This window comes from Flavobacterium xylosi, assembly GCF_042787345.1.
Taxonomy (GTDB): Bacteria; Bacteroidota; Bacteroidia; order Flavobacteriales; family Flavobacteriaceae; genus Flavobacterium; species Flavobacterium xylosi.
The window spans coordinates 178,631-192,236 of record NZ_JBHZPZ010000001.1 but is presented as its reverse complement, the minus strand read 5'-3'; the positions used below and the strand labels follow the sequence as shown (position 1 = coordinate 192,236).

General features: G+C 33.3%; 13 protein-coding genes. 7 read left to right on the top strand and 6 right to left on the bottom strand.

Translation table 11 applies throughout. The features are described 5' to 3' along the window. The first annotated feature begins 271 nt into the window (after positions 1-271). Genes ACFX5E_RS00840 through ACFX5E_RS00815 form a run of 6 tightly spaced genes read left to right on the top strand, consistent with a single transcriptional unit; the run spans position 272 to position 7,780 of the window. The gene (locus ACFX5E_RS00840) at positions 272-3,412 is read left to right on the top strand and encodes a PAS domain S-box protein (protein ID WP_379853268.1); all 3,141 of its coding nucleotides are present in this window, start codon (positions 272-274) and stop codon (positions 3,410-3,412) included. Between the two features lies 1 nt (position 3,413). Further along, complete coding sequence (locus tag ACFX5E_RS00835) at positions 3,414-4,142, top strand: sensor histidine kinase (protein ID WP_379853267.1); 729 nt, start codon at positions 3,414-3,416, stop codon at positions 4,140-4,142. A gap of 4 nt (positions 4,143-4,146) precedes the next feature. Beyond that, a complete protein-coding gene (locus ACFX5E_RS00830; RefSeq protein WP_379853266.1) occupies positions 4,147-4,557 on the top strand; it encodes a response regulator in 411 nt (136 codons plus the stop codon). A gap of 22 nt (positions 4,558-4,579) precedes the next feature. Then, the gene (locus ACFX5E_RS00825) at positions 4,580-5,005 is read left to right on the top strand and encodes a response regulator (RefSeq protein WP_379853265.1); all 426 of its coding nucleotides are present in this window, start codon (positions 4,580-4,582) and stop codon (positions 5,003-5,005) included. A 5-nt stretch (positions 5,006-5,010) separates the two neighbouring features. Next, complete coding sequence (locus ACFX5E_RS00820) at positions 5,011-7,365, top strand: response regulator (RefSeq protein WP_379853264.1); 2,355 nt, start codon at positions 5,011-5,013, stop codon at positions 7,363-7,365. Between the two features lie 52 nt (positions 7,366-7,417). Beyond that, on the top strand, positions 7,418-7,780 hold the full coding sequence (locus tag ACFX5E_RS00815; RefSeq protein WP_379853263.1) for a response regulator transcription factor: 363 nt from the start codon (positions 7,418-7,420) through the stop codon (positions 7,778-7,780). Between the two features lie 72 nt (positions 7,781-7,852). Here ACFX5E_RS00815 and ACFX5E_RS00810 read toward each other — a convergent pair whose 3' ends face one another. Continuing rightward, positions 7,853-8,476 carry a murein L,D-transpeptidase catalytic domain-containing protein gene (locus ACFX5E_RS00810; RefSeq protein ID WP_379853262.1) on the bottom strand — a complete coding sequence of 208 codons (624 nt, stop codon included), beginning with the start codon at positions 8,474-8,476 and terminating at the stop codon, positions 7,853-7,855. Positions 8,477-9,103: 627 nt separating this feature from the next. Here ACFX5E_RS00810 and ACFX5E_RS00805 point away from each other — a divergent pair. Continuing rightward, on the top strand, positions 9,104-10,630 hold the full coding sequence (locus tag ACFX5E_RS00805; protein WP_379853261.1) for an SDR family oxidoreductase: 1,527 nt from the start codon (positions 9,104-9,106) through the stop codon (positions 10,628-10,630). Positions 10,631-10,941: 311 nt separating this feature from the next. Here the strand turns inward: ACFX5E_RS00805 and ACFX5E_RS00800 are convergent, their stop codons facing one another. The 5 genes from ACFX5E_RS00800 to ACFX5E_RS00780 all read right to left on the bottom strand — a co-directional run bounded on the left by ACFX5E_RS00800 (position 10,942) and on the right by ACFX5E_RS00780 (position 13,448). Then, positions 10,942-11,292 carry a nuclear transport factor 2 family protein gene (locus ACFX5E_RS00800; protein WP_379853260.1) on the bottom strand — a complete coding sequence of 117 codons (351 nt, stop codon included), beginning with the start codon at positions 11,290-11,292 and terminating at the stop codon, positions 10,942-10,944. After that, a complete protein-coding gene (locus tag ACFX5E_RS00795) occupies positions 11,293-11,424 on the bottom strand; it encodes a hypothetical protein (RefSeq protein WP_379853259.1) in 132 nt (43 codons plus the stop codon). A 539-nt stretch (positions 11,425-11,963) separates the two neighbouring features. Continuing rightward, on the bottom strand, positions 11,964-12,176 hold the full coding sequence (locus ACFX5E_RS00790) for a nuclear transport factor 2 family protein (protein WP_379853418.1): 213 nt from the start codon (positions 12,174-12,176) through the stop codon (positions 11,964-11,966). A 15-nt stretch (positions 12,177-12,191) separates the two neighbouring features. Next, the gene (locus ACFX5E_RS00785; RefSeq protein WP_379853258.1) at positions 12,192-12,347 is read right to left on the bottom strand and encodes a nuclear transport factor 2 family protein; all 156 of its coding nucleotides are present in this window, start codon (positions 12,345-12,347) and stop codon (positions 12,192-12,194) included. Positions 12,348-12,968: 621 nt separating this feature from the next. Further along, a complete protein-coding gene (locus ACFX5E_RS00780) occupies positions 12,969-13,448 on the bottom strand; it encodes a hypothetical protein (RefSeq protein ID WP_379853257.1) in 480 nt (159 codons plus the stop codon). Positions 13,449-13,606 lie beyond the last annotated feature (158 nt).

Below are 13,606 nucleotides of genomic sequence, written 5' to 3'. Positions count from 1 at the left end.
TTTTATATTTTATCTCCGTTAAAATAATTCTACTGTTTTCTGATTGAAGAACATATTAATTAAAAACTTTTGAAATAATGATGATTATTAAGGATATTTAGTATGAAAAGAGACTTATAATTCAAAATTAATTTTATTTTTGTCAAGGTGCCCGATTCTTTTATGATTTGCTATTGCTTTATAAATAAGTAACGTAAGGATTATTGAATAGCTACTCTATCGCTAAATGGATTAGTTGTAGCGACAACTAAAAAAGAATAAACTCCTATAGATGAAAATACCACCATTACCGTTGAATGAATCTGACCGACTTAACGCCCTTGAAAGTTATTCAGTTATGGATTCTTTACCAGAAAAAGAGTATGACGCGATAACTCAACTTGCCTCTTATATTTGTGGAACACCAATAGCTTTAGTCAGTTTGTTAGATAAAGAACGACAATGGTTTAAATCAAGTGTTGGGTTAGGAGTTTCAGAAACACCAAGAGAGTTCTCTTTTTGCCAGTATGCCATTATGGGGGAAGAAGTGTACGAAGTTACTAATGCATTAGAAAATAAATTATTTACAGATAATCCTCTGGTTACCGGAAATTCTGACATTCGATTTTATGCAGGGGCTCCGCTAAAAGATGAAAATGGATTTAATTTAGGTTCACTTTGCGTTATTGATACAGTACCGAGAGAATTGAATGAAGAACAAAAAAATGCATTAAAACTACTGGCAAATCAAGTGGTTTTATTACTGGAATTACGAAAAAAGAATTTCGATCTAATTACTACCCAAAAAGAATTTCAGAATTTTCTTGAACTTTCAAAGGATTTGGTTTGCATTGCCAATGTAAACGGGATGTTTTATAAAGTGAATCCTGCTTTTACAACTGTATTAGGATATTCAAAAGAAGAATTAGAAGGGACACCTTTTATTGATTTTGTTCATACGGATGATTTAGAAAAAACTTTTAAAGAAGTTAAGAAATTGTCAATGGGACACCAAACGATCAGTTTTGAAAATCGGTACCGTTGTAAAAATGGAGAATATATCGTATTAAGTTGGAATACATCTCCGGATCCAATTTCTGGAAATCTATATTGTATTGCACGGGACATGACTTTTGAGAATAAGCAGAAAGAGGAACTGGTTAAAACAAGTGGAGAATTATCTGCCATTCTTAATTCGGCAGAGTTTTCAATTATTGCCACGGATCTTGATGGAACAATAAAAGAATTTAATAGAGGAGCTGAAATATTACTTGGATATACAGCAGATGAAGTTGTAGGCAAAAAAACTCCCGCTTTTATGCACGTTATCGAGGAAGTGGTAAAGCGAGCTGAAGACCTGACTATTGAACTTGATGAAAAAATTGAACCTGGATTTGATGTATTTGTTATAAAGGCAAAAAAATTCGGGATAGCCGATTCCCATGAATGGACCTATGTCAGAAAAGATGGCGGTACATTTCCAATACAATTATCCGTTACTGCTATAAAAAACAGCTTAGATGAAGTCACAGGATATCTTGGAATTGCGAAGGATATAACGAAAGAAAAAGAAGCAGAATTAAATTTAATAAACAGCAACAAATTATTTGATGAATCGCAAAGTATCGCCAAAACGGGGAGCTGGAAATTTGATTTATTCACAAAGGATTTGATTTGGTCAAAAGGGAATTATAAAATTTTCGAATTTGAAGAGTTGCCGGCAAATAAGTTATACGAAGCGTATCGAAAAATTCTTCGTCCAGAAGCCTTAGCTCGATTGGATAAAGCGATAGAAAAAAGCGCTACAACGGGGCAGGATTTTGAGTTTCTTAACAATATTGAATTTTCGAATAACAGAGTAAAATATATTTTAACTTTAGGTCAGATTATTAAAAATGAATTTGGAGACATAGTAGGCGCCCAAGGAAGTACTCAGGATATTACTGAAAAAATGCTAGCCGAACAAAATTTAGTAAATAGCAATAAGTTATTAGATGAATCTCAAAGTATTGCTAAAATTGGAAGTTGGAAATTTAATTTAATTACAAAAGATCTGCTATTGTCTAAAGGGCATTATGCCATCTTTGAATTGAATGATATACCTGCAGATCAATTGTATAAGGCCTATCGAGGCAGAATACACCATGATGATATACAGTTACTGGATAAATTAGATGAAAATGTTATAAAAACCGGTGAAGATTATAAAACCAATTATAGAATATTATTTCCTTATGACAGAATAAAATACATACAGGAAATAGGGCAACCTTTTAAAAATGAAAAGGGTGAGATAATTGGACTGCAGGGTTCTATTCTGGATATTACTGAAAAGGCGCTAGCTGAGCAAAAAATTGCTGAAAAGGCAAAAGAAATAAATGATGTCAGATCCGCATTAGATGAATCCGCGATTGTAACAATTACAGATCAAAAAGGGGTAATCACTTTTGTAAACGATAAATTTTGCTCTGTTTCCAAGTATTCAAAAGAGGAGCTAATTGGACAGTTTCATTATGTTAATAACCCGGAGTATCAATTAAATAAATTCATAAAAAATATCTGGATAACCATAGCCAATGGAAAAGTTTGGAAGGGAGATATTAAAAACCGAGCAAAAGACGGTTCCTATTATTGGGTGGATTCCACAATTGTTCCATTTTTGGATAATCAAGGAAAACCCTATCAATATATAGCCATAAGTTCCGATGTTACAGAACAAAAATTAGCCAAACAAAAATTAGATAACGTGTTAGTAGATCTTGAAAAAAAGAATAAGGAACTAGATCAGTTTGCTTATATCATTTCTCATGACTTGAAAGCCCCACTAAGAGCCATAAATAATCTTTCGGAATGGATTGTTGAAGATATGCCTGAAATGCCGGAGGCAGTAAATGCTAATTTTGGATTATTACGCGGTCGAATCCTGCGTATGGAAAATTTAATCAATGGAGTATTAGACTATTCACGCATTGGCAGGACAAAAATAGAAAAACAAACCACTGACTTGAAAAAAATGTTGTATCTGATTGTTGATTCAATTGTTCCAACGGAAAGATTTGAAGTTTATATTACTGATAATATTCCTGAAATTAAAATTGCAAGAATATTGTTTCAACAGATATTCAGTAATCTTATCAGTAATGCAGTAAAATATAATGATAAACCAATTGGGAAAATAGAATGTCTCTATGAATCGTTGCCTGATTTTCATCAATTCACCATAAAAGATAATGGCCCCGGAATTGCGGAAGAATACCATAAAAAAGTATTCAAAGTTTTTCAAACTATTGAAGCACGGGATAAAAAAGAAAGTACCGGTATCGGATTATCTATCGTTCAAAAGATAATTGAAGAAGCGGGCGGAAGCATTCGCATAGAATCTGAAGAAGATAAAGGAGCAAGTTTTATTTTTACAATTCCTATAGAAACCTAAAATGGCAGAGTCAGAAAAAAGTTGTCAGGATGAGTTAGCAGATCTTAAAAAGGAATATGAAGATTTTGTTTATATTGTTTCTCATGATATAAAAACACCTATGAGGGCAATTTCTAATATTGCAACATGGATTAAAGATGATTTAGGTCCCAATACCAATGTGGATATTTTAAATAATTTTAGTTTGTTAAAAAACAGAGTCTTGCGTCTTGAAAACATGCTGAACGCTTTACTGGAGCTCTCCAGAGTCAATAGAGGTGAAATGGAAATGTATGAAGTAAATATTCCTAAAGTTGTGGAGGAATGTATAGCAAGTTTGGATGACAAAATAAATGTTAAGTTTCATGTAAATTATGATTTGTCCAATGAAAACTGCATTACCTTAGGAAAAAAATTGAATAAAGTGATTTTTAATATTCTCGACAATGCGGTTCGATTTCATGATAAACAAATCAAAAACGTGTTTGTAGACGTCAGTGAAAATGAACTGGATTATGAAATAAAAATAAGTGATGATGGCCCTGGAATAGCAGCAGAATTAACGGAGAAAATTTTTTCCATTTTCTATACCGTTAATTCAAAAGATGTATTAGATTCTATAGGTGCAGGGCTGACCATTAGTAGCAAAATAATAGCAATGGTGGGCGGATCAATTCAATACACACCAGCAGTAAATAACGGTTCAATTTTTAAAATTAATTGGCCAAAAATAATAAGCTTAAAAAATTAAAATTATGATACAAAAATTGGTAAATATCTTATTAGTTGAAGACGATGAGGTTGATGTAATGAATGTAAAAAGAGCATTTACGAAAAACAATATCAAGAATGAACTTTTCGTTGCCGGAAACGGCGTTGAAGCCCTAGAGATGCTACGTGCCAATATTGTTCCATTACCACGAATCATTATTTTGGATATTAATATGCCAAAAATGAATGGTATTGAATTTCTAAAAGTGTTAAGAGAAGACGAAAATCTTAAAAATATATCTGTATTTGTAATGACTACTTCCAATGAGGATAGTGACAAGATTAATGCTTACAATCTGAATGTTGCGGGTTATATTTTGAAGCCATTGTCTTTCGAAAAATTTCTTACATCAGTTGCGACGTTAAAGAATTTTTGGTCTTTATGTGAGATGTAGTTTTTTTAAATCAATATAATCTATGGTAGGTTCAAACATTTTGTTCGTAGATAATTGTAAAACTTTTATCGAAAATGCTGTAAATGCTTTTTCTCAAATCGGCGTGCAATATACTTTGTGTTTTGCAGAAAGTGATACCGAAGCATGGTCACTGCTTCAAGGGGATCATCAATTATCCCCGCTACCCCAAATTATGTTGATTGATATTAATGCTGAAGGTATTAACGGAATTGATTTAATAAATAAAATCAGAAATAATTTTGAACTAAAATCAATTTTGATATTTGTGATTAGCAACATAAATAACAATGAAAACAAACTAGCTGCATTAAACTTGAATATTGCAGGATATATGAGTAAACCATTTGGAAACGAAGAAATTATCAGTTTTTTTTCCACTTTGAATGATTATTGGAATAGTATTGAATTTTCAAGCGAAAACAAATAAAAAAAATGACGGTTACTTTAAAAATATTAATAATTGATGACGATAAGGTCGATACGGTCACTATCGTTCGCTCAATATCTCATTCTGGAATAATAGCCAATGTTGAAAACGCGTTCTCAGCCAAAGAAGGGATTGAAAAAATTAAATCATTTAATTATGACTTGATTTTTTTAGATTACATGATGCCGGATAGTGATGGGATTTCTTTTCTGAAAAAACTCAGGGATTTAGGGATCGAAACCCCGGTTATTTTTGTGACTTCACAGGGAGATGAAAAAATTGCGAGCCAGGCTATTCTTGGAGGTGCCTCAGATTATATTCCGAAAACGTTATTGACTCCTGATGGTGTTTCACAAAGCATTAGAAATGCGATGAAACTCCATGAAAGTCTTGTTCTTCGTAAAAAGACTGAGTTAGCTTTGAAATTAAATGCAAAAAGACTTTTTGAGGCTCAGTTACTGGCTAAAATTGGAAGTTGGGAAATTAATCTAAATGACGGAGATGTTTTTATTTCAGATCAATTCTATACTATTTTTGAAATAGAGAAAGATAATGTCCCTTCTATCGCTCTTTTGAAATCACGTTTGATTAATTCGGAGGATGTTGACCTATTTGAAAAAAACCTCGTTTATGTCAAAGAAAATAATTCAGAAGTACAGTTTACCCATAGTTTAATCAGTAAAAATGGTACAATCAAATACATCAATGAATATATAAAATGCCTGAATGGAGAAGATAATAAACCCTTCAAGATTTTAGGGACCATTCAAGATGTCAGCGATCAAAAAGAAATTGAAAGGGAATTAATAAAAGCAAAAGATTTAGCGGAACAGTCGATTCGTGTAAAAGAGCAGTTTCTGACTAATATGAGTCATGAAATACGTACCCCAATGAACGGAATTATTGGGTTTGCTAAAATTCTGGAAGGCACTAATTTAGATAAAGAACAGAGACAAAGTGTAAAAGCAATAAAAAGAGCAGGTAAAAATTTAATGGTTGTTATTAATGATATACTTGATTTCTCCAAAATTGAAGCCGATAAAATGATATTTGAAGAATTGAATTTTTCTTTGTCAAAAAATATAAAAGCGGTAATGGAGCTTTTTTCTCCTATTGCAAAAGAAAAAAACATAAAACTGATTTCTAATATTGACAGTCAGATAAATGATTTTTTGGTTGGAGATCCTACAAGATTATCCCAAATTTTGATTAATCTAATTGGAAATGCCGTGAAATTTACGGATAAAGGGTATGTCGAATTAATTGTTTCCCAAGTGAAAGAAACCGAAACGGAAACTTTTTTGCAATTTGCAATAAGTGATAGCGGCTTAGGTATTCCTCATGATAAAATTGATTCTATTTTTGAAAGTTTTAATCAGGCGTCAAATGAAACGACAAGAAAATTTGGAGGAACCGGCTTAGGGCTTACCATTACACGAAGGCTTATTGAATTGCAAGGAGGATCAATTACGGTAGAAAGCGAAATTGATAAAGGAAGTAAATTTTCATTTTTAATTCAATTTAAAAAGGCCCAAAAAGGAATTGTTAAAACGATAAAATTAAAAAAAGAGAAATTATCGCCAGATTTCCTGAAAAATATCAATATTCTTTTAGTTGAAGATAATGAACTCAACCAGCTTTTAGCGATTAAAGTATTTGAGAAATTTGATAAAACAATTGATATTGCTGATAGTGGGAAAATTGCTATTGATAAAATAGAGAAAAACAATTATGATATTATTCTGATGGACATTCAAATGCCTGAAATGGATGGTATTGAACTCACGAAATATATACGAGCCAGCTTTGGATCAAAATCAAAAACGCCAATAATCGCATTAACAGCACATGCCACAGTGATTGAAGAAAAGCGATGCATGGATAGTGGGATGAATGATTACCTATCTAAGCCTTTTGATTTTAATGAATTACTTGAAAAAATACATTATAATTTAATGAATACCGATAACACCATTTTAATTGACGCAGCAAAACTGGAACAAAATGCACAGTCACTAGTCGATTTTACTTATTTAAACGAATTTGCTGAAGGTGACGCCGCTTTTATTCAAACAATGGTAGATTTGTTTATGCAAAATCTCCCTGTAGCTTTAGAAATAATATTAAATTCAAACGAGACGGATGGTATAAAAATTTTAAAAGCTGAAATCCATAAATTGAAATCTTCCATTAGTTTATTAGGGATTGCTAAGGCATCTAAAAGCATTGAGATAATTGAAAATGAGATTGAAATAAACCCTTTTGGACAGAAGAGAAAAGAAGAAGTTGAAAAATTTAATGAAATATGTCTACGCGTTTTTACAGAGTTGGAAATTCTGTATGGTTATTCTGAAAAATAGAGAATAAGTTTGATTTACAATGGTTTAATTTTGCGTTTAAATAATAAAAAAAATGAAAATACTGATTGCCGAAGATGATGAGATGATGTTGAAAACCATGGAGTTTAAACTAATTCGCGAAGGATATGAGGTCATTTCATGCAGTAATGGCAAAGAAGCATTAGAGAAAATCGTTTCTAAAAATCCAGACCTAATTATTTCGGACATAGAGATGCCATTTTCTTCGGGACTTGATATCGTAAATAAAGTAAAAGTGGAATTACAATTGGATATTCCAATTATTATTTTGTCGGCTGTAGGTTTAGAAAAAACAGTACTTAAGGCATTTGAATTAGGAACCGATGATTTTATAACAAAACCATTTAGTCCAAATGAATTGGTAGTCAGGATTAAACGGTTATTAATGCGTAAATAATGGTCGGTTTACCCATAGTTTCCGTCTTGTAAAGTATCGGATTTTAGCAAGCGATTATACCTGTTAATGCCCTTAAAAATAAATATCTAAAACAATATTTCTTTTAGAATTGTCAACTAGTTTTTCAATTCTGGAATAATAGATGTCATTTACCATTGGACAGCCAAAACTATAACCTATTGGTTTATCCTGTTCACCATAAGGCATTTTTATGTTTTTATGCAACACAATATTTCTTGCGAAGGCATTGTCGTTCGTAGGATCCAACCCATGTAATTTGTAGGCTTTCCCGTATTGTCCATTATAACTATTTCCTATAGCGTATTTCCCCAATGAAGTGCAAAGGGAATTATTTTCATTACTGAATTTTAATTTCCCCTCTGGACCAACTCTTGAACCAAAACCCTGAGCAACCAAACCCTGATCAATTATTTTATTTTTTTTTAAGTCGTAGATAAAAAATCTGTTTTTCCCAGACATGATTTCCATATCAACAAAAAAAGCAATTTCATTATTATAATTTGGATTTGTGCGTACCAATTCCTTTATAATAGTAACATGTTTTAAAAGCTTTTCTTCTGCAGAAGTGGTTAATTCAGAGATTTTAGCTGTTTTATTTCCCAAATCTTTTGATGAAATTGTGAAGCTCAATAGTAATGTTCCAATAAAAATTAAGGCAATAACGATTCTTCTCATTTTGTTGTTTTTTAAATTTACGTAAAGTCTATTTAGATTACCGCTAACTTCTTGTGGCTATGATGATTTGGGGAGTAATAGCCGTGTTTTATTTCCTTAACAAAATTATGAAAATGCAATTAATTCAACAAATAAGACCGTTTTAGGATTTGGTAGTTGTAATCAATTTCTATTTGATAAGATTATATAAACATTAAAATTTTTTATAAAATTCACTGATTTATGTTAATTATTAATCATTTTTTTTACCATTTTTTAAATTGAGATGCTAAAATGATAATTTATCTTAGGAACTGTTAAGTTTTCATTAAACCGCAATAAAGTAAGAGGAATATCATAAAAAAGGTTGTTTGAATTGGATTAATTTAAGACAAATGGGTAGCAATGGCGATTGGTGTTTGATTCGAATTTTTTTATATTCAGTTTGCTTTTTGCCAATTTATTACGGTGCGATAACGAAGATATAAAAATACCAAGCAAGGCTCAAAAATCTTGTGAGTAGCACTTTACAGACTAACAGAAAAAAAGAAATGACAGACAAGATTTTAAAACTATATTTGCGGCCTTGGTATTTCCGCTGAGATCGATACAAGTTTTTTTATGATGATGAAGAGTGAAATAGATAGTATGAGTGCAATTACCGCAGAAGAAATTGACAAGTGCATCGCAATCTTGGCACAATTGAATACAGATACAGACCAAATATTTGATATTCCTGCAGCCCAAAGGATAGCCCTGATTAAAGCGGCAGGCCAGTTTTCCAGACCAAATCGGGATGAGTTTTCACGCAGAGTTAAGGATGGTAAACTTGCAACCAAACGCAAAATGGAAAAGAGAGACAAAACAGCTCGTAAAGAAACCGGAATCCGCCATGCCCGAGAAGCAAGTGTTTTTGTTGCACCAAAGCTATTAGCTTCGAACGATTTGGCAAACAAAGAACAGTTAGAATTAGAGACGCCCAGAAATTGTTATGTTTGTAAAACAGAGTTTACTAAAATGCACCACTTTTACGATACTATGTGTACCGATTGTGGCGATTTTAATTATGCAAAACGTTTTCAAACTGCAGACGTAAAGGGACAAATTGCAGTGATAACAGGCTCTCGCTTAAAAATAGGATATCACATCACATTAATGCTTTTGCGAGGAGGAGCAACAGTAATTGCAACAACTCGTTTTCCGGTTGACTCGGCTTTGCGTTTTGCTAAGGAAGAAGATTTCATGGTATGGGGTCATCGCTTAAAGATTCACGGATTGGATTTACGCCATATTCCAAGTGTGGAAATTTTTTGCAATTTCATCGAGCAAAAATACAAGAGATTGGACATTCTAATCAATAATGCAGCGCAAACGGTGCGGCGACCAGCCGGATTCTATACTCATTTAATGGAAAACGAAGAGCGCCCAATAGCCTCTTTACCAAAATACGCCCAAGATTTATTACTGGATCACACCGATTGTTTGCAGGAATTAAAAGTATTGACAATGGGGGTTTCTTCCAACCAAAATATGCCGGTAACTTGGCATGGACCGGAACCGGGAATTGGATTGCGTGCTTCAGCTAAATTATCTCAAATTCCATACAGTTTTGATAATACACTGGTAGCAAATGAAGTTTTCCCGGAAGGGGAGTTGGATGCTGATTTGCAACAAGTGGATTTGAGGAAAACTAATAGCTGGCGTTTAAAGCTGGGGCAAATAGAAACTACAGAAATGATTGAAGTGCAGCTTGTGAATTCTGTGGCGCCTTTTGTATTGTGTAACCGCCTTTCTGAAGTAATGAAAAAAGACAATACGGGGCAAAAGCACATCATTAATGTGTCGGCAATGGAAGGGAAGTTTCATCGTTTTTTTAAAGAAGCTAGACATCCACATACTAATATGGCCAAAGCCGCTCTGAATATGCTTACCCATACCGCTGCAGGAGAATTGGCGAAAGTCGGGATTTTCATGAATGCGGTAGATACCGGCTGGGTAACCGACGAGGATCCGGCCGAACTAGCCAAAAAGAAGCAGGAATTAGAAGATTTTCAACCTCCGTTAGATATAGTGGACGGTGCGGCACGGGTTATGGATCCGCTGTTTGACGGTATTAATACAGGGAAACATTGGTGCGGTAAGTTCCTGAAAGATTACAATCCCATTCCATGGTAATATTCATAAGTTCATAAATATCAACGATATCCCAGTGAGGTTAATCTCTTTTTTGAGGGAGAATTTCGTGATAATTATAATTTGCTGCTTAAGGTTATTGGGTTCTCGAATTGGCACTTCATGGATTGTACTCTTAGAAGTAAAAAAAGAAGGTTAAATGTTGTTAAAGTGTAAGTAAGCAAAAATGTGTAATAAAAGCATCATTTTGCGTCTGCCCAACAATTACTCTTCTTTTTTATTTTTTTTAATCTTGTTGTTTTGCGTCAAACCTTTCTGTTAGAGTTGGCGAAACATGAATTTTTAAAAAAGTATTAATTTTTCGGTTGTGGGTCAGGCGCAAAGTTAGCATGTACCAATTTCCATTTCCCTCCTTGCTTAACATACACGCGCGTTGATTTGGCACGATTTGTTTTGATTTCTCCCTCTTTGTTTTTTGAAACGCCGGCAAAATTGTAAGTAAGAATGGCTGTATCCCCGTAAACCTGTACTTTGGAGTTCAACATTTCTGCTGCTGCAATGCGATTTGGGTCTTTTCCACTAGGTTCAGATAATCTCATCGCCATAGACTTACCATCAAGACGTGTAGAGTAGTCCGCATTAAATTCGGTGTAATCATGTGCGATGTTTTTAAACGCCTCCGCAATATTTCCCGGATCAGTCATTTAAGCTGCCCATTGTGCTTTAACGATGTTAATAATTTCATCAGTTGTTTGCTGATTTGCCTGCGCGTACATAGTGGATGGCATAAGAGCCATACCAAAAATCATAATTAATCCAGTAATTAAATTTTTCATTTTATTTTGCATTTAATTTATGCCTACTCTATTCGGTTTTCGGCTCCCCCTTTTTATTATTTTGTAGGATTACAGTTTTGTATCCATTACAAGTATCTTGAATTTTTTTTTTGTTGAAATATGGTAGGTTGGCAATAGGTCTTATTGATATCACTATTTACAAGTACTTCAGACAGAAAGGCAACTAACAGCGCTATGCTATCTAGTGAGTGCACAATGATTTTTTTTTGAGAACCATCAGCAAACATTTGATTACAAAAGCCATTTTTCAATAAATTGCTTGTTTCTCGCAAGCGGTTTTAAACAGTTCTTTTAATGAATTGGCACACACCTTCATAATGACATCGGAAGTATGCGAATGGTAGGAATACTGGTTCACCCACGCATTTTTTTGCAGTGTACGGTAATTTTGCAAGCTGAGGGTATTCCTTCGCAATTTAAATTAAAAAGGCGAGAGTGACTTGATAACGTGGGATAATCAAAACCGGTTTTGAATCAACGTTGAAGCAATTTTATCCTTTGGAAGCCATTGCCTCACCTTAAGAGTCGTAATATTCTCTGTGCTCATATAATTTACCATCTCTGAAATAGAATGCCATAGCCCAATCTCCAGAATAAGGGTTTCCTGTTTTCTTGGATTTTGCATCCCAATGTCCAAGGGCAATTACCTTATCGCCTTCTCCGATAAGTTCCTTCACATCAAATTTTGAAAAATCCTTATTTGCATATATAAGCCTAAAAAATTCCTCTATTCCTTTTTTTCCGTTTTAAACCTGTGCATAGGGCAGTATCTCTGTGGGTCCGGGACAGGTCCATTTAATATCATCGGTGACAAGGTCTAGAATAGCGGAAACATTACCTTGACCGAAATAGTCATAGACGGCTTGGGCAATCTTTTTGTTTGTCATTACTGTTGTTTCCATTTTTGATAGTTTTATAGTTAAAAATATGTTTCAGATGAAAAATTTTGCAGGGGACGTTTGCGCGGTCTATATCGATTGCTTTACCCAATTTTTAATACAAAACCAAGATTAAATTTATCAGCTATTTTTGGCGTAAATTCTTCCTCTAGTCATGCAAATAAATCAATGAAAAAGAAGTCATTATTGTGTATTTGAAAAACAGTAAAACTGGTCGGGCGTACCGATGCCATATCTTTTTTTGCAATTATTTGCATAGGGCGGATAAGAAAGAACTAAAGTACTACCTTATTGGCAATAAATAAAACATAAATATTTGATTTACAGTATTATAGTTTCTTTTGCAGAGATTTCGCTAGAGCAGAGTTTTACGAATTATTTCTAGAAATTACAGGGTCCACGAAAACCCATATAGGTTGGCAGTGAAAATATTTTTAGACAAAGCAGTGAAATAAGAAAAGATCGTAGCGACAGTTTGGCACGAATAGACAAGCCGTAAAAAACCCGTTTTATCCTATTCTGCTGAACAGGAACAAAACGGGTTTCTCATTTTAATTCTAGCCGTTATCTGCCGTGATAACCATCCTTTTTAGGTTGTAGAATAGTAATTTTAACCTCATTTTTTTAATTTTTGCTAAAGGTTAAAAAGTCAGTTACGCCATTTCTTAAGCTGTAATCCCTAATCTCGAAATAATTGGATGATTTTTCAATGTTTTCCCAACCATCGACCATTTTTACAAAATATATGGGATTCCCAAGGTTAATATTGAATTTTAATTTGGATTCGGTATTTTCTTGAATTTCTATAAGTGACCAAGTCCCCTTGTATGAATTTGTTTCATCTGTGACCGTGAGGACATCATTGGCTCCAAAACTAAAAGTAAATCCATTGAAATTAATCATTTCATTGTACTCGCTTTTCCAGTAACAGCTTATTTTCCAGCTCCCATTGGTCACAATTATGGCAATAATATCTTGCTCGTTTGATTGAGTTTTGCCTTCCGGACTGCCGTTGCTATCTGAATTGTGTTTGCCTTTTGGAATAATTGAAAAAATTACCATTATTAAAATCGGGTCTAAACTGAATTGTCTTAGTGTTTTCATAGCAAATAAATTAAAGGATTAGATTTTAATATATTCCTACATAAATAACATAACGCACTATTAAATTTACGAATTAATACTGGTTTATTTGTTAAAATGATGTGATATTTTTAATGGAGTTGCTGTTTTTTTTGTTGATTTAAAAGTATAAAAATCCG

Excerpts from the sequence above, each read along its gene's own strand:
- ACFX5E_RS00840 (WP_379853268.1), top strand. The coding sequence starts at position 272 with ATGAAAATACCACCATTACCGTTGAATGAATCTGACCGACTTAACGCC.
- ACFX5E_RS00835 (WP_379853267.1), top strand. The coding sequence starts at position 3,414 with ATGGCAGAGTCAGAAAAAAGTTGTCAGGATGAGTTAGCAGATCTTAAA.
- ACFX5E_RS00830 (WP_379853266.1), top strand. The coding sequence starts at position 4,147 with ATGATACAAAAATTGGTAAATATCTTATTAGTTGAAGACGATGAGGTT.
- ACFX5E_RS00825 (WP_379853265.1), top strand. The coding sequence starts at position 4,580 with ATGGTAGGTTCAAACATTTTGTTCGTAGATAATTGTAAAACTTTTATC.
- ACFX5E_RS00820 (WP_379853264.1), top strand. The coding sequence starts at position 5,011 with ATGACGGTTACTTTAAAAATATTAATAATTGATGACGATAAGGTCGAT.
- ACFX5E_RS00815 (WP_379853263.1), top strand. The coding sequence starts at position 7,418 with ATGAAAATACTGATTGCCGAAGATGATGAGATGATGTTGAAAACCATG.
- ACFX5E_RS00810 (WP_379853262.1), bottom strand. The coding sequence starts at position 8,476 with ATGAGAAGAATCGTTATTGCCTTAATTTTTATTGGAACATTACTATTG.
- ACFX5E_RS00805 (WP_379853261.1), top strand. The coding sequence starts at position 9,104 with ATGAGTGCAATTACCGCAGAAGAAATTGACAAGTGCATCGCAATCTTG.
- ACFX5E_RS00800 (WP_379853260.1), bottom strand. The coding sequence starts at position 11,292 with ATGACTGATCCGGGAAATATTGCGGAGGCGTTTAAAAACATCGCACAT.
- ACFX5E_RS00795 (WP_379853259.1), bottom strand. The coding sequence starts at position 11,424 with ATGAAAAATTTAATTACTGGATTAATTATGATTTTTGGTATGGCTCTT.
- ACFX5E_RS00785 (WP_379853258.1), bottom strand. The coding sequence starts at position 12,347 with ATGGAAACAACAGTAATGACAAACAAAAAGATTGCCCAAGCCGTCTAT.
- ACFX5E_RS00780 (WP_379853257.1), bottom strand. The coding sequence starts at position 13,448 with ATGAAAACACTAAGACAATTCAGTTTAGACCCGATTTTAATAATGGTA.